We start from the raw sequence: 20,210 nt of genomic DNA on the forward strand, positions 1-20,210 counted from the left end.
GGATCCTTTGGAATAGTCATCGTTGGAGAGCTGTCGCCGGTTCGATGCGCGCGGCTCGTGCTGCGGGCTGCAATCCTGCGAGCAGGCCAACGGCAAGCCCCAACAGGGGGGTGGCCATCAGCCACGGCGGGAGCAGCGCGGTCCAGTCCCGGGCCCAGCACACGGCCAACACGGTGAAGACGCCCAGCGGGGTACCGATCAGGCCACCGACGAGGCCGAGGACGCTGGACTCGCCGACGAACTGAGCCGCAATGTGGATGGGCCGCGCTCCCAATGCCCGTCGCAGTCCGATCTCGGCCACCCGCTGCAGCACAGCGACGGTGGTCAGGTTGGCGATGCCGAATGCGCCAACGAGCAGCGTGATTCCTGTGAGGGCCAGGAACAGGCCCCCAATGTCATTTCCGACAGAAGCTTGGAGGCTGCGCGGATCTGGTGGAAGGGCGAGTTCGTAGGCCGCCGGCTTGGCAGCGCGCAGGGCGATGGGTACTTGACGCCCCGCGACATCGGCTGCTCCAACGGCGGTGTCGATGGTCATCCACGGCTGGAGGTTCTGTTCACCCCACATGTCACGCGCAGTGGCCGTGGGGACCATGACGGATCCAAGCAGTTCAGGGTTGCGTTTCACATCGTCAACCACACCCAGCACCGTGAAGGGGACGCCAGCTATGAACACGGCCTGGCCGGGACGAGGAGTGCCGATGCCCAGTCGCTGCGCGGCCACCTTGCCCAGCACGGCTGCCCGGCAGCTTGTCTTGACGCACCAGTCATCGAAGGTTCGGCCTGCGCTGAGCTGGGCTCGGCTTGCCTTCAGCATCCCAGGGCTGACTGCATGCAGTCCGATGCCGGTTGGTGCCGTGCCTCCGCTACCGGGAGGCAGTGCGCTCACGGAGTCCCAGTTGGCCGCAGGCACCTCCCACGCGAGGCCAACGGCTTGAACCCCCCTGATCTGTGCGACGCGAGTTTCGGCGTCCCGCGGAAAGCCACCATCACCGAATGTGGCGTCGAGTGGCTTGACGTCCACCTGGGTGGCTCGGAGCGGAGAGAACCGATCGGATACCTGGCCTTGGGCACTGGCCGTCAAGCCAAGGACCGCGACCAGAGTGGCGGTTCCCATTACCGTGCCCGCAATGGTGAGGGCGACTCGGGCCGGCCGGGAGACGACCCCGCGAATAATCTCGTGAAGCCAGTCCCCGAGACGCAATTGTGAGACGGGATTCACGCTGCGTCATCCTCCACGATGCCGTCGAGCATCCGCAGACTGCGCTGGGCCCGTGCAGCAACATCCGGGGAATGGGTGATGACAAGCAAGGTCTGGCCTTGGGAGTGCAAGTCGTCGAAGAGTTCCAGGACGCTGGCAGTGGAGGTGCTGTCGAGGTTGCCGGTCGGTTCGTCACACAACAACAACCTCGGTCGGTTGAACAGCGCCCGGGCGATGGCCACGCGCTGGCGTTCCCCGCCAGAAAGAGTTGCAGGGTTAGCCTCCAGACGGTGGCCAAGGCCGACTCGTCGGAGCATGGCACGCGCTCGTTCGACCTGTTCGTCTCCCCGACGGTGTTCAAGAGTGCCATAGAGGCCGGCCATCATCACGTTCTCCGTGGCATTGCGATCGTCGAGGAGGTGGAAGGCCTGGAAGATGGTGCCAATCCATTGACCGCGAAAGGCGGCACGGGCTCGCTCTTCTGCGGTGGCGACGTCCACTCCACACAGTGAATAATCTCCGCCGGTTGGACGGATCAGCAGTCCCAGGACATTCAGCAAGCTGGACTTGCCACAACCAGAAGGGCCGGTCAGGGATACATAGTCGCCTGGATCAAGGTGGAAGTTGGCGCGTCGAATGGCGTCGACTGGCGGTGGGCCGGGGTAACGCAGGCTGATGTCGGTCAACGTGAGGACTGGTGGATCGAAGACAGTCACGGACCGTTCACCACCACGGCGTCACCCATCTTGAGTCCGGGCGTGTCTGCCACGGGCGTCACTTCCACCATGCCATCGGCACTGGCGCCCGGGGTCACCTCTACGGTCGTCTCGGTCTTGTCGTGCTGCACGAGGACGACCGTGCGGCCGTCGGTGCGGGAGTACACGGCGCTCAACGGGACGGCCAAGGCCCCCTTGCGTGACAGTTGCTGTTCGATGTTGATCCGCACGTCCTTGCCATCACTTCCCTCCGGGAAGGCCGTTTCCGGGCGCAGGTGTACGGTGACCGTCTGGCCAGCTGGAGCATCGATGCTCTCCACGACGGCCGGAACAGCAGCTTTGTCGAGGTCCAGCGTGGCTCGGGCTCCCTTGGTGATGGTGCGTGCCGCATCAGCCGGGATTTGGGCAGTGGCACTGCTTGTCCCGCAGGTCAGGACCACCAGATCGGATTTGGTGGCAGGTGCCCCGACAGGTGCCGAGTTGGTGATGACCGTGGCCGGGAAGCTCGGGATGAATAGGATTTCCCGACGGTCCATGCGGGAAGGTGCGTCATGACCTGCGGAGCGGTAGAGCTGAGCCAGCCCTTGGGAAGTGGCGGAGGTGAAGTCCGAGCCTGCGCTCGCAGGGAGATGAAGGCTGGCCAGTGCCCTGTTGAGCTGCTGCACGTCGGGCCCCTTGTCTCCCTGTGCGAGATCCCGGTAGGCGGGAAATGAGCCCTGGAGTGCGAGGATGGGGCGCCCGGAGACTTCCAGAAGCTGCTGTCCAGCGGCGACAGACTTCCCAGCAGCTGGAGCGCTCCGAGTGATCACGGACAGAGCGGCCGAAGATGTCACGGGCCCCACCGCCACGCGCTGCCCGGTGACGAGGGTTGCACGAGCCACCACGGTCCCCTTGGCGGCCATGGCCTCAATCGGTGCTGTGATGCGGCTCACCGGCGGTGGGGCCGTGTCGAGTGCCTTTTGCGCGGGGGAGCGCATGAAGTGGCCGGCAAGGACGCCTGTCAGCATGCTGGCGACGGCGACAGCGACGAGAATGAGGAAGCGGCGCTCAGGAGCCCTAGCCATTGGTGGTCACTTCTGATGCGTGCCGGACAAGGGTGGCAAGTTCACCCTTGACGGTTGCGAAGCCCTCCGGATTGGCGTCGATCGCCGCCCGCTGGAAGGTGGTCTCGGCCTCTCTCATGGCCTTTGTCACGCCGCTGCTCTCCTGGCATTCGAACTGTGTGACGGCAGCTTTGGTCTCGTCGGGAGTGACAGCATCGGCTCCCAGGTACTTCCTCGGAGCTTCTCGGGGGTCAGCCACTTCCGGGTAACCTGCTGCGCTCATGCACGCCGCGAATGCCTTCAACCCCGTTGTCGTCTTGGGCGAGTCCGTGGCACGGGGGTCAAGGTTGACGCTACGCACGATGGGTGAGAGGCCGAGCCCCGCGAAGTGGGTCTGGGTAGTTCCTTCCATCAGCGTCTTGTCCGCCTCGCCCAGACAACCTTCGCGGAAGCGTTCGGTTGACGAGACGGGTTCACCCCCGAGGGCCTTTTGTTGGGCTGGAGTCAATGTGGCGTTGAATTCGTCACTGGCGGCTCGGCCGGCAACGATCTCCGGGGTGTCGTCAGCGGTGTGAAAGCCGAATTGCTTGGCATCGGAAAGGCTGTTCAGCCCGTATCGGCGGGAAGCGAGGTCAACCGAGGAACCCGCCTCGGGGACCGGTTTGGGGAGCGTCACCTTGAATCCCTGTCGTTCCATGCACTTCTGGGTGAGCACCGTATGAGCTCGGACGACTGTCTCCCGGTCACGACCCATCAGCATGTACTGCTGCAGAGGCAGCTGTTCAGCGGCGGACTCGCTGCCGCTTGTCTGGGCAGACGGAACCTGCCAGGCGGAAATGGTGGGGGAGGGAACCTTGGCTGGTGTCGTGCTGCAAGCACCCGACAGCAACACGACAAGAATGGCAAGGGGCGTGCGCCCGCGCAGAGCGGACGCACGCCGATTGTGAGCGACCATGATGGTGCTCAGGCCCAGCCCATGGAGGCGTCCTGGTTCTTGGTGAGAGGGAGGTTACTGCGGACGCTCGGGGGGATGTAGTCGTTGGTGCCGGAGAGTCCGGAGTTGAAGTAGACACGGAAGCCACGGGTGGTGCTCCAGTTGGCGGCCGAACCCGCGTTGTTCCAGACGTTGTAGCCGCTGCCGGAGGTACCTCGCGCCCCCGCCATGAACAGGTAGCTGACGCCGCCGTTCCTGCTGGGGTTGAACGATGAGATGTTGGACTGGCTGCCGAACTCGGCTCCGTATCCGCTGTTGGACGAGTTGTAGTGGAGGCACATCTGGACGGTGTTGCCGCACTGGCGCTGCACCGTGGCGGCGTGGGCGGGAGCTGCACTGATGGCGACGGTGCCGACGGCAGCGACCGCCACGGCGAGAGAGGTGGACTTGCGCATCATCGTTCCTTTCACTGAAATGATGAGATGAAGCAGACTCACCCCCCCCGGGGAGGTGATGGCACCTCGTCGAGTCCGCATGAGCAGTCTGGTGGGCGGCCGCTGGACAATGAAGGAGATGGGCGATGATCGTGCACTTGCGGCGAGGCGACGTGTACCAAAGTGCAAAGTTTGGTGCCTTCCCGACGGCCCCGGGTGCGGAATGACGATCCGGGTAGCTCTGTGTGATGACTCGGCGCCCATGCGTGCAGCGTGGAACGCGCTGCTGCGTGCGATCAATGGCATCGAGGTCGTGGGCATCTACCGAGATGGGCGAGAAGCGTTGGCTCGAGTGGTCCACGACCGGGTGGAGGTCTTGTTGCTGGATGTGAGAATGCCCGGACTCACGGGCCCAGATGTCGCACGCGCCCTGCGCGATGTGCCCATCAAGGTGATCTACCTGACCTCTCACCCCGACTTGATCACTGTGGAGGACGCGGTGGCAGGGGTGGTTTCCGGGGCGCTGACCAAGGATGTGCCGCCCGAGGACCTGGAGCAGATGATTCACTGGGCGGCGCGTGGATTCACCGTCATCTCGCCGCATGTCTCGCGCCAATCGGGTGAGGATGCGCTGCGTGTCCGACGAGACCTCGTGCGATCGCCTCAGGAGGGTGAGGTGCTCGACCTGGTCTGTCGCGGACTGTCCAATGACCAGATTGCTGTGCAGCTCAACCGCAGCCTGTCATCGGTGAAGCAGATCGTCGGGCGATTGGCCCAACGCGCCCACGTGCAGAACCGCACGCAGCTTGCTCTCTATGTGACGGATCCCAGTTTTCGAACCGAGTTCATGAATTGAGTGCCGCTCCCGATGTTCGAGGGGCGCTGCCACGAAGGCTCCAGGTGACGCCGTCCTCATAGTTCTCCACAGTCCCACCGATGGACGCCATTCGCTGCCTCATCCCGATCAAGCCGAGGCCAGAATTCCTCTCATCATGACCTGGTCGCATGGCGTTTGTCATCAAGATGTCCACCCGTTGCTCCTGCACAGCTACCATGATCGCCGATGCTCCCCGGGGGTCTCCGTGCCGCAAGATGTTGTTCGCTCCTTCCCTGACGACACGGGCCAGCGAGTCATTGATCGCTGGCGTGAACGAATCGATCGGTCCACTGACAGAGACGTTCAGGGGACGTTCAACGCGGCTGAATTGCTCTTGGATGTGCTCGATCATTTCAGAAAGATCCATCCGCTCCGGGGGAAGGTCCAACTCAAGTAGGTTCATCATCTGGCGCAACTGCGTGTTGATTCGCCGTCCGCTTGTGGCGATGGTGGACAGTAGCTGTCGCGCTTCGGCGGGCCGGGACTGTCCACGTTCCGCCTCCAGCACGAGCATGGTCACCTCATGCACGACGGTGTCATGCAATTCGCCAGCAATCTCACGCCGCTGAGCCGTGAGGCGCGCGGTGGTCATTTCCTCTGCCGTCACGTCTCGCTTGTGGATGATCATTCCGAGAAGAGCGGCCGCCGCATAGATGAAGAGGAATACAAGTGAAGCGGTGGCCCAATCGCCCACACTGCCAGCTCGTCTGGACTCCCATAGCGAGAGAGAGAAGGAACAGGCGAAGGCTCCAGCCAGGGAAAACCGGTTTCCCAGAGCAGCCACCTCAGCCACAAGGAGAATCCAACCGTAGGCCGCCATACCCAACTTGCCGACTGGGATGCACGCCTGCAGCATGGAGGCGCTCGTGAGCAGTGCCACTGCGATCGGAAGCCGCTGTTTGAACAGGGCTAGAGCCGCGGTGAGAGTCAGCATGGAGAGCACGTTGAAAACGTGAATTCCTTGGGACAGCATGACCAGATCCGCAAGGAGCAATGCTCCCCCGATCCCCGAGAAGGCCTTGGTGTGCCATGTCAGGGAGCGGACCGGCCCAGCCAACTTGGTCGAAGGGCTGCGCTTCGTGCCCGAAGGTACGTGATTTCGTGTCAACGCCGTCATGGTCCCGCTCTCTCGATCCATGGTGCATCCAGCATCACGGAAGGATGAAAGCATATGTGGAACTTGTTCGGGCTCATTTTCGCCACTGGAGATGGGCCAAGCCTGTCGCTGTGTGGTTCGATGCCTTGGTGGCCCACGTGTCCTGCCTGATCACGCACGCAGCGTGATGGTCGCCTCGGTGGGCTTCTTCGCGCCCGCCGAGGCGGCACTCCACTGGGCCAGTTCGCTGGCACTGAGTTGGAGCGTCTGCTCGCCCACGCTCACCGCGGTCACACCCGTCGTCTCCGTCGTCGCGAGCACCAGCTGGGCGGCGGCCCACAACTTCGTCGGGTCCGATGAGTTCAGGGTGATCTGCGCCTGCCCCTGGCTGGCCGTCACGGAACCCTTGAAGGCACGCTGCACGATGGCCGTCGCCCGCTTGGTGTCCGGAGAATCGCCTCCGCGGTCGACACAGCGCACCGCCGCGGGGGAGTGGCCGCTCAGCGCACTGGCCCAGGCCTTCGCGGCATCGACGTGCTTGCGGTAGCCCTCGGGCACGCCCGACTTCTGCACCTCCTGCGCGACGTCGTTGATGTCCCCGGACTCCCAACCCGGCACCTTGACCAGGCCGTCGTAGAACTTGCCGGTGGAATACCACGGGTCCATGATCTGCTCCACCGTGCCCCAGCCCTGGCTGGGCCGCTGCTGGAAGAGCCCCACCGAGTCCCGGTCACCGTAGTCGATGTTGCGCAGCTTGGACTCCTGCTTGGCCGTCGCCAAGGCGATCGACGCGGCGCGGGCGGGCAGCCCGCGCCGGATCGATTCCGCCACGATGATCGCGGCATTCTCCGACTGCTCCAGGCTGAGGGTGTCGGACACCTCCCCGACGCTGACCGTGCACTGCTCGGCGGGCGGCACCACCATCGTCACCGATGAGGTGATCTTGTTCACCAGCCAGCCGGCGCCCACCACCAGCAGCACGATGGCCACCAGCAGCGCCAGCAGGGAATTGCGTCGGGGAGAGGCCATCAGTTCTGGTGCAGGTCCGTGTTGAGCACGATCTTGTGCTCCCCGCGCTGCTTGGCGATCACGGCGCCGGTCTGCGAATCCCGGATGAACAGGATGTCGCTGGCGCCGCTCAGCTCGGTGGCCTTGACCACCTGACCGTCGGGCAGCTTCACCTTGGTGCCGGCGGTCACGTACAGCCCGGCCTCCACCACGCAGTTGTCACCCAGCGAGATGCCGACGCCGGCCTCGGCCCCCAGCAGGCAGCCCTTGCCGATGCTGATCACCTGCTTGCCGCCACCGGACAGGGTGCCCATGATGGAGGCGCCGCCGCCCACGTCGGAGCCGTCGTCGACGGTGACCCCGGCCGAGATCCGGCCCTCCACCATCGAGTGTCCCAGGGTGCCGGCGTTGAAGTTCACGAAACCCTCGTGCATCACGGTGGTGCCCTCGGCCAGGTGTGCCCCCAGCCGCACCCGATCCGCGTCGCCGATCCGCACGCCCGACGGCAGCACGTAGTCCACCATCCGGGGGAACTTGTCCACACCCAGGATGTTCACGATGCCGCGGGTGTTGCGCAGCGCCAGCCGGACCTGCTCGAAGCCCTCCACCGCGCACGGCCCGGCCGAGGTCCACACCACATTGGGCAGGATGCCGAACAGGCCGTCCAGGTTCTGGCCGTGCGGCTTGACCAGCCGGTGGCTGAGCAGGTGCAGCCGCAGGTAGGCGTCGCTGACATCCGCGGGAGCGGCATCCAGGTCGATTACGGTCTTGACGACGGTGATCTTCACCTGCCGGTCGGAGTCCTCGGTCTGGGAGGCGATCATCTCCGCGGGGGCCTTGGTGCCCTCGTCGGGAGTGCCCAGCGCGGGGGCGGGGAACCAGGTGTCCAGCACCTGTCCGGAAACGTGAACGGTGGCGAGGCCCCAGCCCCAAGCAGAACGAGTCGCGTCAGTCATGGCGAACAGCCTAGCTGGCCGTGGCGACATCCGGACGGTCGCCGAAGTCCCGCTCCGCCAGCGCCCGGACGGCGTCCAGCGCGGCCTGGGCGTCGGGCCCGCTGGCGCGCACCAGCAACTGGTCGCCGTGGGCCAGATCGAGCGCTTGCAGCTGGGTGATGCTGGAGGCGTCGCCCACCGAACCGTCGGGGGCGACGACGTCCACCTCCGCATCCAGCTCCGCCAAAGCGGTCACCACCAGCGCCGCCGGACGGGCGTGCAGGCCGTGCTTGGCGCGCAGCACCGTGCGGAATTCCAGACTGCCGTCCGGCGCCGCGGTCACCGCCGGGGCCGACAGCGGGGAAGCGGCGTCGGAGGAGGTGTCGGTCAGATGCTGCTGCTTGGCCCGCAGCGCCCCCGAAGCCTCGGCCGCAACGGCCTCCAGCGAGGCCCCGGTGGAGGCGGCGACCACGGCCACCACCAGCCCCTCGACCAGCGGGGCGGGGCACAGCCGTACCCGGCCGGCGACCTCCGGTTCGACGAAGTCCAGCGCCATCTCCGCCGAGAGCACGGCGCTGCCCAGATCCAGCAGCACCAGCGTCCCGTCGGGTCCATCCAGTTCCTCGTAGGCGGCGGCGATGGCGGCGGCGTCGGTGCCCAGCGTCGTCTCGTCCAGCCCGGCGGCGGCCAGCACCCGGGGCGCCCGCTCGCCGGCCATCTCCTGTGCCAGTTGGATTGCGGCAGCCGCCAGGGCGTGACTGTGCGAGACGACGACGATCGAAATCACTGGATCCCCCGATGCAGTGTGGTGGGCAGGGTGGCGGTCACGAGAGGGTGCGGGCGGCCGATTCCAGCAACAGCACCAGACTGGTTGCTCCCGGATCCTGGTGGCCCGCGCTGCGCTCGCCCAGATAGGACGCGCGGCCCTTGCGCGCGACCATGGGGATGGTTGCGTCGCGGCCCTGGGTGCCGGCGACCAGGCCGGCCTGCAGGCAGGCGGCGACGCTCTCGCTGGTCTCCTCCATTGCCTCGACGGCGGGCTGCAGCGCATCCACCATGGTCTTGTCGCCCAGCCCGGCCTTGCCCCGGGAGAGCACCCCGTCCAACCCGGCATGCCACGCCTTCGCGATGCTCGCGGGAGTGTCCTCGGGCTCCAGGGCGCCCGCGAAGCGCAACAGGAAGGTGCCGTACAGCGGGCCCGAGGCGCCGCCGACGGTGCTGACCAGGGTCATGCCGGCCTTCTTCAGGTAGGTGGGGGCGTCGGGGAAATCGGCCGCGTCCAGGGCGGCGACGGCCTTCATCCCGCGCTCCATGTTCGATCCGTGGTCGGCGTCACCGATCTGCCGGTCGAGCTCGGTCAGGTTCGCGGCGTTCTCGCTGATCTGGGCGGCGAAGTCCGCCATCCAGGCGGCTGCTTTGCTGATGTCCACGTCACACACCCCAGCGCAGTCCGGGGGTGTTCACCGGGGCGTCCCACAACGTGAGCAGGTCGTCGTCGGCCTTGAGCAGGGTGACGGACAATCCCGCCATCTCCAGCGACGTGATGTAGCTGCCCACCAGGTTGCGGGCCACGGTGATGCCCTTGGCCGCCAGCAGCCTGCTGATCTCGCCGTACATCAGGTACTGCTCCATCAGCGGCGTGCCGCCCATGCCGTTGACGAAGCAGATCACCGGGGAGCCGGTGAAGTCCAGATCCGCCAGGATGGGTTCGATCAGCATCGCGGCCACCTCGCGCGCCGGCGCCAGCTTGCGACGCTCCCGGCCCGGCTCGCCGTGGATGCCGACCCCCAGCTCCATCTCGTCCTCGGCCAGCTCGAAGGTGGGCTTGCCCGCGGCGGGCACGGTGCAGCTGGTCAGCGCCATCCCCATCGAGCGGCCCTGGCCGTTGACCTTCTTCGCCAGCTCCAGGCAGGCGTCCAGGTCTCGGCCCGCCTCGGCGGCGGCCCCGACGATCTTCTCCAGCAGCACGGTCACACCAACCCCGCGTCGCCCGGCGGTGTAGAGCGAGTCGGTGACCGCGACGTCGTCGTCGGTGACCACCGCCTCCACCCGGATGCCGGATTCGGCGGCGGCCAGCTCGGCCGCCATCTCGAAGTTCATCACGTCGCCGGTGTAGTTCTTCACGATGTGCAGCACGCCCGCGCCACCGTCGACGGCGGTGGTGGCGGCCATGATCTGGTCCGGAACCGGGGAGGTGAACACGGCGCCGGCGCAGGCGGCGTCCAGCATGCCCAGGCCGACGAAGCCGCCGTGCATCGGCTCGTGGCCGCTGCCGCCGCCGGAGACCAGGCCCACCTTGCCCTTCACCGGGGCATCCTTGCGCAGCACCACGTGGTTGGTGTGGTCGATGCGCAGCCGATCGGGGTGCGCAGCCTCCATCCCCAGCAGGGTTTCGGCGACCACGTCGTCGACGGAATTGATCAGCTTCTTCATGCTTTCCATCAAAGCACTGGGCGGGGACATTTCTGAAGACAGTCGAGCAGCAATTCTCCCGCGCCGGGAGCGGCGACCAGCACCCCGCCGTCGCCGGGGAAGAGCGTGTGGTTGCCGTCGAGGTCCAACACCTCGGCACCCGCCTCGTGACCGATCAGCAGGCCCGCCAGATGGTCGATCGGGTTGAAGTCGTGCACCACCCCCGCGGCGCCCCAGCCGGCCGCAATCCCGGTCAGGGTGAGGGTTCCCGAACCCATGATCCGCGGCGTGCAGTGCTCGACGGCCAGCGCGGCCAGGAAGTCGTCCATCCCCGGCCAGGGGGTGTGGGCATCCCACTCGGTCAGCACGGTGCGCCCGGCCAGCGATTCGGTGACGGACAGCTTGAGCGGCTCGCCGTTCAGGGTGGCGCCCAGCTCACGGGCGGCCAGGAAGACATTGTCCATGGCCGGCTGCGCCACGGCGGCCACCAGCGGTTCACCGTCGACGGCCAGCGCCAGGCTCATCGACGTCCACGGCAGGCCATTGGCCAGATTGGTGGTGCCGTCCACCGGATCCAGGTACCACGTGGGGCGGCCGGGCTCCGGCTCACCGCCCAGCTCCTCGCCGACCACCAGGTGCCTGCCGTCGAAGGCCTGGTCGATCACCGCCCGCACATGCCGCTCCACCGCGACGTCCACCTCGGTCACCAGATCCGCCGGATGTGCCTTGTTGCCCACCCGTCCCAGGGCCGCGGTGCGGGTGAAGCCATTGGCCCAGACCGCCAGGTCATGCGCCACCCGCACCATCCGGGCGGCTTCCAGGCTGAGCTCGGTGGCGACGGCGAAGGCCTCCACATCCAGCCCCACCAGGGCCAGCGGGCTGGTGCCGCCGCTCAGCAGTCGTCGCAGCAGCCGCGGCCGGTCGGTGGTGATCCGATCCACCCCGGCGTCGATCGCGACGCTCATCGTCCGGGCGTCGTTGATGGTCCAGCAGGCCAGCTCCAGCCCCATCCGGTGCACCTGGCCCACCAACTGTTCGGTGAGCAGCGTCCACTCCACGTTGATGGCCGACGGGCGCAGCCGTCGCACCATCTCCAGATCCAACTCGCCGCCGTCGTGGTTGTAAGCCAGATCCGCGGTGGGCAATTGCTCGCGCACCACCAGCATCGCGTCGGTCTCCCCGCACCAACTGATCGGCGCCAGATCGGCGTCGGGGCCGTTCTGGAAGGCCCGCACCACGGCGATCGCAGCTCGGGCGTCGTCGACGTCGACCGTGTCGATCAGCATGGTGACGGGGGTGCGGCGCTCCCGGTTCAGCTCGACGAATTGCGCCAGCGTCTCCTCCAAGGTGGGGATCCGACAGTCGCCGCTGCCCACATCATTGATGTTGCCCACGATCCAGCCATCCGCGGCATCCGGTGCGGCCGGGCAGGAGACCATCGCGTCCACCCGGTTCGGCAGGCCCCACAGCCGCAGCAGGGTGGCGTCGTGCAGCACCACCGAGGTGCCGTCCCGGGTGGTGCGAATGTCCAGCTCCACCACGTCGGCACCGGCCTGGACGGCGGCGGCAAAGGCCTCGGGGGTGTTCTCGCGGGCGGTCTCGGAATCGCCCCGGTGGGCCACGACGGTGATGCTCATGACCGTCACGCTAGGGGTACGGGGTGTCGAAAGGGTGAACTGGTCAGCGCCGCAGCTCGGAGACGTCCTGGGTGATCAGCCGTTCGATCCGCATCCACGGGGCCCGCTTGTGCCAGTCCAGGCGCACCCGAATCCGGTCGTTGTGCATGATCGTCGCGGTCAGCGCCACCAGGATCACGCCCACCGCCACCACGCCGAACAGCAGGGTGAAACGGGGGCCGAAGCGGTTGCCGATCCAGCCCACCAGCGGGGAGACCATCGGCGCCATCCCGAAGATGGTCAGCCCCCACAGCGCCATCACCCGGCCGCGCATCTGCGGCGTGGTGGCGGTCTGCAGCAGCGAATTGGCCGTGACCAGCGCGGTGATGGTGAAGAAGCCCACCGGCACCTGCAGCAGCACGAAGAGCCAGAAATTGCCGCTCACCGCCGAGGCCAGGTTGAAGACCACATAGCCGGCCATTCCCATCAGCACGTGCCGCAGCCGCGGGCTGCCCCGTCGGGCCGACCACAGCGCCGCCACCAGCGCGCCGATGCCCATGAAGGAACCGATGATGCCGTAGTCACCCGAACCGCGGTGGAAGGCCTGGGTGGCCATCACCGCATTGGTGATGTTGAAGTTGAAGCCCAGACCGCCGATGGCGACACCCACGGTGAGCAGCGCCATCAGGTCGGGGTGGCGCTTCACATAGCGCAGGCCGGCCATGAAGCCGGCGCTGCGACCGGTGGCGGGCTTGGCCGGGTGCAAGAGCTCGGTCTTCATGCTGAGCAGGGCTGCGATCATGGCGGCGAAGGCCACCACATTGGCGGCAATCACCCAACCCGTGCCCACCAGCGCGATCAGTGCGCCGCCGATGCCGGGGCCCAGTAGCCGGGCCGCGTTGAAGCTGGCGGAGTTCAGGCTGATCGCATTGGGCAGTTGCTCGAAGGGGACGATCTCACTGACGAAGGCCTGCCGGGCTGGGTTGTCGAAGGCCATCCCCAGCCCGTCCAGCAGGGAGAGCGCGAAGACCTGCCACAGCTTCACCTGACCAGTGATGGTCAACACCGAGAGCACGGCCGCGCTGGTCAGGCCCACCAGCGCACTGGCCAGCAGGATGGTGCGCTTCGGCAACCGGTCGGCGACGCTGCCGGCAATCGGGTTCAGCAGCAGGGCGGGCAGGAAGATCAGCGCCGTCTGGTAGCCCAGCGCCTGGGCATTGCCGTCGGTCAGGATGACCAGCACCAGCCAGGCCTGCGCGGTACGCGCCATCCAGCCGCCGATATTGCTCACCAGACCTCCCAGGAACCAGATCCGGTAGTTCGGATTGCTCAGCGAGGAAAAGGTCTGGGACGTGGCGGGGCTCACCGGTGGTTGCTCTCCTGACGGGATGTGGGGGGCACCAGACTAACTCTCCACCGCTGGATTCGCTCATTCGGATACGGTCTGCTGGTGACCTCTTCCAGCCTGCGTCTTTGCTCGGCCGCCGAACTGCCCGGCCTGCTGCCCGACGCCCTTGCGGGCCGCACGGTGCTGGCACCGGTGGGGGAGGTTCCCGAACAGACGCTGGCGATGCTCCGCCCAGAGCTGCCGGTGACCGAGGCCGATGCCGCGGTGGTGGTGGCCACCTCGGGTTCGTCCGGCGTGCCCAAGGGAGTGGTGCTCTCCCGGCGCGCCCTGCTGGCCGCCGCCGAATCCGCCCAGTCCCGGCTGGGGGTGATGACCTGGACCTGTGTGCTGCCGGTGGGTTATGTGGCCGGCCTGATGGTGCTGGTCCGGGCCCACGTCGCCGGGCGGCCGGTGCGCTTCGCGACCAGTGACCTGTCGGACCTGGCCCCGGCCCCCGGCCCGAATGCCATCTCGATCGTGCCGACCCAGCTCTTCCGCGCGATGGAGCGGCCCGACGTGCTGGCGTCGCTGGCCCGCTACGACGTGATCCTGCTGGGCGGCGCCGCCGTGGATCCGGACCTGCTGCAATCCGCCCGTGACCAGGGGCTGAACCTGATCACCACCTATGGAATGAGCGAGACCTGCGGCGGCTGCGTCTGGGACGGCGAGCCGCTACCCGGGGTGAGTGTGGGGCTGGCCGGCGCCTCGACAGGCTCGGAGATCGTGCTTGGATCGGGTGCGCAGATCCCAGCCGCGACGGCCGATCCCGCCGAGGCCCCCTCCGGCCGGATCCTGCTGACCGGGGAGATGGCCTTCAGCGGCTACCGGCTCAACACCGAGCTGACCGCCCAGACCCTGGACGGGCGCACCGTGATCACCCAGGACCGCGGCCAGATCGTCGACGGCCGGCTGCGGGTGCTCGGCCGGATGGACGACGTGGTGATCTCCGGCGGGGTGAATGTGGATCTGGCGGCGGTGCAGCGCGCCGTCGATGCGGTGGAGCCGGGCACCAGCGTCGTCCTGGCCGTCCCCGACGCGGAATGGGGTAGCCGCATCACCCTGATCAGCAGCTCAGCGCATGACCTGGTCTGGTGGCAGGCCCGGCTGGCGCCCGCTCTGGGCCGGGCGGCCCTGCCGCGCGCCCTGACAAGCGTCGATGGCCTGCCGCGGACGAGTAGTGGAAAGATTGACCGGCAGTCGCTGCTGGGCGAGCTGTTGGACAAGAAGGACTGAGCTTTCGTGGCAACTGTTGGTGAATGGATCGAGGGGGCGCGCCCGCGCACCCTTCCCGCGGCGCTGGCGCCGGTCTTGGCCGGATCGGCCACGGCCTGGTTCTCCGGGGGATTCCGACTGGGCCATGCGCTGCTGGCCTTCGTCGTCGCGCTGGCCCTGCAGATCGGTGTGAACTTCGCCAATGACTATTCCGACGGCATTCGCGGCACCGACGAGGACCGCGTCGGCCCGATGCGCCTGGTGGGGTCCGGCGCTGCGCGCCCGGCCCAGGTGAAGGCCGCCGCCTTCGGCTGCTTCGGCCTGGGCGCCCTGGCGGGCCTGGGGCTGGTGCTGATCACCGGCCACTGGTGGCTGGTCGGCGTCGGCGCGCTGTGCATCCTGGCGGCCTGGTACTACACCGGCGGGGAGCACCCCTACGGCTATGCCGGGCTGGGAGAGGTCTTCGTCTTCATCTTCTTCGGGCTGGTCGCGGTCTGCGGCACCACCTATGTGCAGCTGGGTCGGGTGACCTGGGCGACGCTGGCCGCCTCGGTGGCGATCGGCATCCTGGCTTGCCAGATCCTGGTGGCCAACAATCTGCGGGACATCGTCGGTGACCGAGAGGTGGGCAAGCGCACCCTGGCCACCCGGCTGGGCGATGCCGGCACCCGACGCTTCTTCGCCGGCTTGAGCGCCCTGGCCGTGGTCTGCACCGTCGCCGTCGCCGCCCTCACCACCTGGTGGGCGCTGCTGGGTCTGCTGATGCTCATCTTCCTGCTGCCGGCCACCCGCACCGTGCTCGGCGGCGCCACCGGCAAGGCCCTGATCCGGGTGCTGAAGCTCACCGGCTTCGCCGAGCTGGCCTGTTCGGTGGGCCTGTTCGTCGGCTGCGTGCTCGGCTGAGCCGCATCCGGCCCGGGGCTAGGCTGGCCTGCATGCCGACGCACGTCTACCAGATCCCGCTTCGAACCCGCTTTCGCGGCATCACCACCCGCGAGGGCGTCGTCTTCGCCGGCGAGGCGGGCTGGGGCGAGTTCAGCCCCTTCCTGGACTACGACGTCGACGAGATCCGGCCCTGGTTGGCCGCAGCCCGCGAGGCCGCGGACCACGGATTCCCCGCCCCGGTGCGCGACGCGATCCCGGTGAACTGCACCGTGCCCGCCGTCGACGCCGAGCAGGCCCACCGGATCGCCCGGGAATCGGGCTGCGCTACCGCCAAGGTCAAGGTGGCCGAGCCCGGCCAATCGCTGGCCGATGATCTTGCCCGGGTGGAGGCGGTGCGCGACGCGCTGGGGCCCGACGGCAAGATCAGGATCGACGCCAATGGCGGCTGGGACGTGGAGACGGCCCTGACGAACCTGCGCCAGCTCGGCCGCTTCGATCTGGAATATGCCGAACAGCCGGTGCTGCCGACCGAAGACCTGGCCCGCCTGCGCAAGACACTGGCCCGACGGGGGATCGCCATCCCGATCGCCGCCGACGAGTCCATTCGTCGAAGCGGTGACCCGGAACGGGTCAAGCAGCTGGAGGCCGCCGACATCGCGGTGCTCAAGGTGCAGCCGCTCGGGGGAGTGCGACGCTGCCTGCAGCTGGCCGATGATCTTGGTCTGCCGGTGGTGGTCAGCTCGGCGCTGGAGACCAGCATCGGCATCCGGATGGGGATCGCGCTGGCCGCCGCCCTGCCCGACCTGCCGTACGCCTGCGGACTGAACACGCTGCGGATGTTCACCGACGACCTCACTGCCGAAGCACTGATCGCCGTCGACGGGAAGCTCCCGGTAACCGACGTGACGGTGGATCCGGCGCGGATGGCCGCCTGCTCCGCCCCGACCGATCGCGTCGAGGCCTGGGCCGTGCGGATGGCCGAGGCCGCCCGATGAGCTCCTGGCTACTGGCCCAGTGCATCGTCGAACAGCTCCGGCAAGCGGGGATGCGGCACGTGGTGCTCGCTCCCGGCTCCCGCAATGCCCCGCTCTCGATGGCGCTGCACCGCGCAAGTGAGCCTGTCGAGGCCCCCCTCCGCTTGCACGTCCGGATCGACGAGCGCTCGGCGGGCTTCCTCGCGCTGGGAATCGCCAAGGCGCTGGGTGAGCCCGTCGCCGTGGTCACCACCTCGGGCACCGGTGTGGCCAACCTGGCGCCCGCGGTGATGGAGGCCAACCAGGCCGGCATCCCGCTGGTGGTGCTCTCCGCGGACCGCCCGCTGACCATGATCAACTCCGGCGCCAACCAGACCGGAAACCAGTTCGGATTGTTCGCCAGTCAGGTGCGCCATCAGGTGCAGTTGGGCAGTGACGGCCACCCGGCGTCCTGGCGCTTCCAGCTGCGCACCGCGCTGGCGCTGGCCGCGGGCACCCGCACCCGCAACCCGGGCCCGGTGCAGGTCAACCTGCAGCTCGACGAGCCCCTGATGCCCACCGACGAAGAGCTGGACCAGCCCGGGCCGTGGCGGATCGACGCCAGCCAGCCCGGCCCGGCGCTCCCGCTCGACGGCCAGCCCCGCACCGTGGTGCTGGCTGGCGACGCCTCGCCAGCGCTGGGGCGTCGGGCCGCCGCCGTCGCCGAGGCGGGCCGGGTGCCGTTGTTGGCAGAGCCCTCCAGCAATGCCCGGATCGGCCGGGCCATCTCCAGCTATCGGCTGCTGCTGGGCAAGGATGATCTTGGTGGGCGGATCCAGCGGGTGCTGGTCTTCGGGCATCCCACCTTGTCTCGGTCGATCACCCGGCTGCTGCGCCGCCCCGACGTCGAGGTGATCATGGTCACCGAGCGGGCCGGGTGGCCAGATCCGGGTTTCACCGCCAGCGCCGTCGTCGACGATGTTGATCTTGCCCCGGCCGCCGACGAACACTGGCTGAACCAGTGGCTGACGGCGGATCTGGACATGCAGACCCGGATCGAGCTGGCCGAGCGCCCGGAGGTGGGGCAGGAGCCGGTGCTCAGCGCGCAGCAGGTGGCCAACCTGGTGGTGGATCGCACGGCAGGTCAGGTGCTGGTGCTGGGCTCCTCCAACCCGATCCGCGATGCCGACCTGGCGCCCATCCCCGAGGCCCCGGCCACGCTGGCAACCCGGGTCTATGCCAATCGCGGGCTGGCGGGCATCGACGGGGTGATCTCCACCGCCGCCGGGATCGCCCTGGCCCTGGACCAGCCCACCACCTGCCTGCTGGGTGACCTGACCTTCCTGCACGACGCCGGCGGCCTGTGGCTGGGCAGCCTGGAGGAGCGGCCCCGGCTGCGGCTGGTGGTGGTCGATGACCGGGGCGGCAGCATCTTCCACACCCTGGAGCAGGGCGCCGCGGAACACCGGGCGAGCTTCGAGAAGGTCTTCGGCACCCCGCACACCGTCGAGCTGGCCGGGCTGGCCGCCGCGCACGGCTGGGCCAGCGCCACGGTCACCGACGCCGAGGAGCTGGGCCAGCGACTGCGGGTGCCGGTGCGCGGCCCCGAACTCCTGGTGGTGCCGGTCAGCCGCGACGGGCGTCGGGCCTGGGCGCAACGCGTGGCCGCCCTCTGAGGGGCTCCGACAGGCTCGGCCATCGTGGTTGAGTCCGTGGAGCACCCAACCCAGGCGCCCAACCCTGACACGATCCCCGAGTTAGTCGAGGGGCCCTGCCGTGCGCTCAGGTTGGGCCTGCGGATCAGGCGTCCAGGCCGCGCAGCCAGCCGCGCAGCTGGTGGGTGGCCCGCACATCGTCCTCGTTGTACTCCAGTACCCGGGTGGTGGCCTCGGTGCGGGTCAGCTCATCGGGGCCGATGACCGCGTCGCGGAACCACTTCTGAGAGTTCAGGCCGCCCGGGTCGTCGTCGCGCCACTCGAAGCCGGGCCCGGAGCGGGCCACCACCTTCAGCCCCAACCCATTGGTGCCGAAGAACTGCCCCTTCATCAGGGTGAACATGTCCACGAAGTGCGCCTTGACCCGGTTGGCGGCCGCCAGCACGTGCGGATCGTCCATTCGTCGGGCCAGCCGCATCAGGTGCACCACCTCATAGTCCGAGTAGTGGTAGACCAGCGTGTCGGGGCGTTCGGTGAGCACACGATCCAGCCAGCCGATCGCCTCTGCCGCCAATTCCTCCTCGGAGCGGTTGTCCAGCTCCTCGAAGCGGGAGATGGCCTTGTATAAGGGCGGATTGTCGCTCTGGCGGTCGTCGATCAGGAAGCCCCACAGGTAGACCCGGTCCCCGGCGGAGGTCTCGATGTCGAAGTCGATCTCCAGGCTCACCTCGGGCAGGTCGATCGGGTCCTCGTTGAGCCGCTCCAGCTCCACCCCGGCCAGCATCAGCGACGCCCGGCGGGCCGCCAGTCGCAGCCGCGAGTCGGCGCCCGAGCGGTGCGCCACCTCCGGCAGATAGCTCTCCATCAGCGCCTCGACGTCGGTGCTGGCCAGATCCGCCAGGGTGTTGATCCCTCGGCTGCGCAGCACGCTGATCTCCCGCACGTCCAGCGGGGACTTGCTGATCCGCAGGCTCAGGTCGTCGTCGCGCAGCTGCGGCTTGCAGGCCTCCCACCAGGTGCAGTGGTCGCATTCGCGCACCACGATCGGCGCCACCATCGGGCGCGGGTCGTCGTCGCCGCCGGTGCGACGGCTGGCCACCTGCGCCACCTTCACCCGGAAGCCGAACTCGTGGTCATAGCGCTCCAGCGCGCTGCGCAGCTTCCAGCCGCTGACCGCGGTACGGGAGAAGGTGCGCAGGAATTTGCGGGAGAGATCCACCCAGCTGATCACCGGCTGGTGTGGCGTGAACGGTTGGTCGGTGCCCACCACCCCCGCCGTCGGTGCGCCGCCGCAGGCAAAACCGGCGGCCTCCAGCAGCCGCCAGTAGTGCACCATCTGCAGCAGGTCACCCTCGCGGGAGGAGCGGAAGACGTAACCGACCTTCTCGAAGTCCTCGGTGGGCTCGGTCAGGCGTGCGAACCGGCAGGGCCATTCGGCGTGGGTGAGCTCCAGCACCCGGTGCCGCTTCACCTCCACCGGCCGGTAGCCGGGGCGGCCGTCGGCCTGGTCAGCCCCGCGCACCAGCGCATCCGGGTGGCCCTTGCGATGCCCAGCGACGTCGATGGGCAGCTGCGGCCCGACCACCATGGAGCGACCCTCCGCCAGCGCCTCCAAGGTCAGCTGCTCCGCCTTGGTACGGTCCGGCAGCTCGCGCAGGTCCAGCGCGTCGGAACTGCGGGAGAGGGTCTGCAGCACCTCGTCCTCGTAGGCCTTGCCACCGGCGAAGAGCTCCTGCAGGGCCTCGTCGGGCTGGCTCTGCGGGGTCTGGACCGTCGGGTCGTAACGGTTCTGCGTCTTGACCGGGCAGGACCGAGCCGCGTAGGGGTCAAGAATGATCGCCATCGCAGC

The 20,210-nt window shown here is 68.0% G+C and carries 19 protein-coding genes and 1 pseudogene; 5 read left to right on the forward strand and 15 right to left on the reverse strand.

Annotated features, from left to right (window positions below; genetic code table 11):
• Positions 1-16 precede the first annotated feature (16 nt).
• From AAEX57_RS08460 to AAEX57_RS08480, 5 genes are all read right to left on the reverse strand, one after another.
• On the reverse strand, positions 17-1,219 hold the full coding sequence (locus tag AAEX57_RS08460) for an ABC transporter permease (protein WP_342091905.1): 1,203 nt from the start codon (positions 1,217-1,219) through the stop codon (positions 17-19).
• Positions 1,216-1,914 carry an ABC transporter ATP-binding protein gene (locus tag AAEX57_RS08465; protein ID WP_342091906.1) on the reverse strand — a complete coding sequence of 233 codons (699 nt, stop codon included), beginning with the start codon at positions 1,912-1,914 and terminating at the stop codon, positions 1,216-1,218. Before AAEX57_RS08465 ends, AAEX57_RS08460 begins: the two co-directional genes overlap by 4 nt.
• Complete coding sequence (locus AAEX57_RS08470; protein ID WP_342091907.1) at positions 1,911-2,579, reverse strand: efflux RND transporter periplasmic adaptor subunit; 669 nt, start codon at positions 2,577-2,579, stop codon at positions 1,911-1,913. Before AAEX57_RS08470 ends, AAEX57_RS08465 begins: the two co-directional genes overlap by 4 nt.
• 391 nt (positions 2,580-2,970) lie before the next feature.
• Positions 2,971-3,849: a hypothetical protein gene (locus tag AAEX57_RS08475; RefSeq protein ID WP_342091908.1), complete on the reverse strand. Its 879-nt coding sequence runs from the start codon at positions 3,847-3,849 to the stop codon at positions 2,971-2,973.
• Positions 3,850-3,920: 71 nt separating this feature from the next.
• Complete coding sequence (locus AAEX57_RS08480; RefSeq protein ID WP_342091909.1) at positions 3,921-4,346, reverse strand: hypothetical protein; 426 nt, start codon at positions 4,344-4,346, stop codon at positions 3,921-3,923.
• Between the two features lie 79 nt (positions 4,347-4,425).
• On the opposite strand from AAEX57_RS08480, the gene AAEX57_RS08485 reads away from it, so the two are divergent.
• Positions 4,426-5,181, forward strand: coding sequence for a response regulator transcription factor (locus AAEX57_RS08485; protein WP_342091910.1), 756 nt, complete (start codon positions 4,426-4,428; stop codon positions 5,179-5,181).
• On the opposite strand, the gene AAEX57_RS08490 is transcribed toward AAEX57_RS08485, so the two are convergent.
• The 9 genes and pseudogenes from AAEX57_RS08490 to AAEX57_RS08530 all read right to left on the reverse strand — a co-directional run bounded on the left by AAEX57_RS08490 (position 5,171) and on the right by AAEX57_RS08530 (position 13,635).
• Positions 5,171-6,340 (reverse strand): sensor histidine kinase, encoded by a 1,170-nt coding sequence (locus AAEX57_RS08490; protein ID WP_342091911.1) that lies wholly within the window; start codon positions 6,338-6,340, stop codon positions 5,171-5,173. The two genes, AAEX57_RS08485 and AAEX57_RS08490, sit on opposite strands and share 11 nt — an antisense overlap.
• A 129-nt stretch (positions 6,341-6,469) precedes the next feature.
• Positions 6,470-7,327 (reverse strand): hypothetical protein, encoded by an 858-nt coding sequence (locus tag AAEX57_RS08495; protein ID WP_342091912.1) that lies wholly within the window; start codon positions 7,325-7,327, stop codon positions 6,470-6,472.
• Complete coding sequence (gene dapD, locus AAEX57_RS08500; RefSeq protein ID WP_446721125.1) at positions 7,327-8,262, reverse strand: 2,3,4,5-tetrahydropyridine-2,6-dicarboxylate N-succinyltransferase; 936 nt, start codon at positions 8,260-8,262, stop codon at positions 7,327-7,329. The genes AAEX57_RS08495 and dapD overlap by 1 nt, the downstream gene beginning before the upstream one ends.
• Positions 8,263-8,272: 10 nt before the next feature.
• Positions 8,273-8,584: an HPr family phosphocarrier protein gene (locus AAEX57_RS08505; RefSeq protein WP_342091974.1), complete on the reverse strand. Its 312-nt coding sequence runs from the start codon at positions 8,582-8,584 to the stop codon at positions 8,273-8,275.
• 39 nt (positions 8,585-8,623) lie between these two features.
• Positions 8,624-9,028: pseudogene (dhaM, locus tag AAEX57_RS08510) on the reverse strand (dihydroxyacetone kinase phosphoryl donor subunit DhaM); the annotation flags it as partial.
• 37 nt (positions 9,029-9,065) lie between these two features.
• Positions 9,066-9,644 carry a dihydroxyacetone kinase subunit DhaL gene (gene dhaL / locus AAEX57_RS08515; protein ID WP_342091975.1) on the reverse strand — a complete coding sequence of 193 codons (579 nt, stop codon included), beginning with the start codon at positions 9,642-9,644 and terminating at the stop codon, positions 9,066-9,068.
• A 28-nt stretch (positions 9,645-9,672) separates the two neighbouring features.
• Positions 9,673-10,674 carry a dihydroxyacetone kinase subunit DhaK gene (gene dhaK, locus AAEX57_RS08520; protein ID WP_342091914.1) on the reverse strand — a complete coding sequence of 334 codons (1,002 nt, stop codon included), beginning with the start codon at positions 10,672-10,674 and terminating at the stop codon, positions 9,673-9,675.
• Positions 10,675-10,682: 8 nt separating this feature from the next.
• The gene (locus tag AAEX57_RS08525; protein ID WP_342091915.1) at positions 10,683-12,290 is read right to left on the reverse strand and encodes an inositol monophosphatase family protein; all 1,608 of its coding nucleotides are present in this window, start codon (positions 12,288-12,290) and stop codon (positions 10,683-10,685) included.
• Between the two features lie 43 nt (positions 12,291-12,333).
• Positions 12,334-13,635, reverse strand: a complete 1,302-nt coding sequence (locus AAEX57_RS08530; RefSeq protein ID WP_342091916.1) for an MFS transporter — start codon at positions 13,633-13,635, stop codon at positions 12,334-12,336.
• Between the two features lie 84 nt (positions 13,636-13,719).
• On the opposite strand from AAEX57_RS08530, the gene AAEX57_RS08535 reads away from it, so the two are divergent.
• From AAEX57_RS08535 to menD, 4 genes are read left to right on the forward strand one after another with little or no spacing between them, the layout of a single operon-like run.
• The gene (locus tag AAEX57_RS08535; protein ID WP_342091917.1) at positions 13,720-14,889 is read left to right on the forward strand and encodes an AMP-binding protein; all 1,170 of its coding nucleotides are present in this window, start codon (positions 13,720-13,722) and stop codon (positions 14,887-14,889) included.
• A gap of 6 nt (positions 14,890-14,895) precedes the next feature.
• Positions 14,896-15,771 carry a 1,4-dihydroxy-2-naphthoate polyprenyltransferase gene (locus AAEX57_RS08540; RefSeq protein ID WP_342091918.1) on the forward strand — a complete coding sequence of 292 codons (876 nt, stop codon included), beginning with the start codon at positions 14,896-14,898 and terminating at the stop codon, positions 15,769-15,771.
• A 32-nt stretch (positions 15,772-15,803) separates the two neighbouring features.
• The gene (locus tag AAEX57_RS08545) at positions 15,804-16,748 is read left to right on the forward strand and encodes an o-succinylbenzoate synthase (protein ID WP_342091919.1); all 945 of its coding nucleotides are present in this window, start codon (positions 15,804-15,806) and stop codon (positions 16,746-16,748) included.
• Entirely contained in the window at positions 16,745-18,382 is a 1,638-nt protein-coding gene (menD, locus tag AAEX57_RS08550) for a 2-succinyl-5-enolpyruvyl-6-hydroxy-3-cyclohexene-1-carboxylic-acid synthase (protein ID WP_342091920.1), read from the forward strand. Before AAEX57_RS08545 ends, menD begins: the two co-directional genes overlap by 4 nt.
• Positions 18,383-18,506: 124 nt before the next feature.
• Here the strand turns inward: menD and AAEX57_RS08555 are convergent, their stop codons facing one another.
• Entirely contained in the window at positions 18,507-20,204 is a 1,698-nt protein-coding gene (locus AAEX57_RS08555; RefSeq protein ID WP_342091921.1) for a TM0106 family RecB-like putative nuclease, read from the reverse strand.
• Positions 20,205-20,210: the final 6 nt, after the last annotated feature.

The organism is Luteococcus sp. H91 (genome assembly GCF_038433135.1).
In the GTDB taxonomy this organism is placed as follows: Bacteria; Actinomycetota; Actinomycetes; order Propionibacteriales; family Propionibacteriaceae; genus Luteococcus.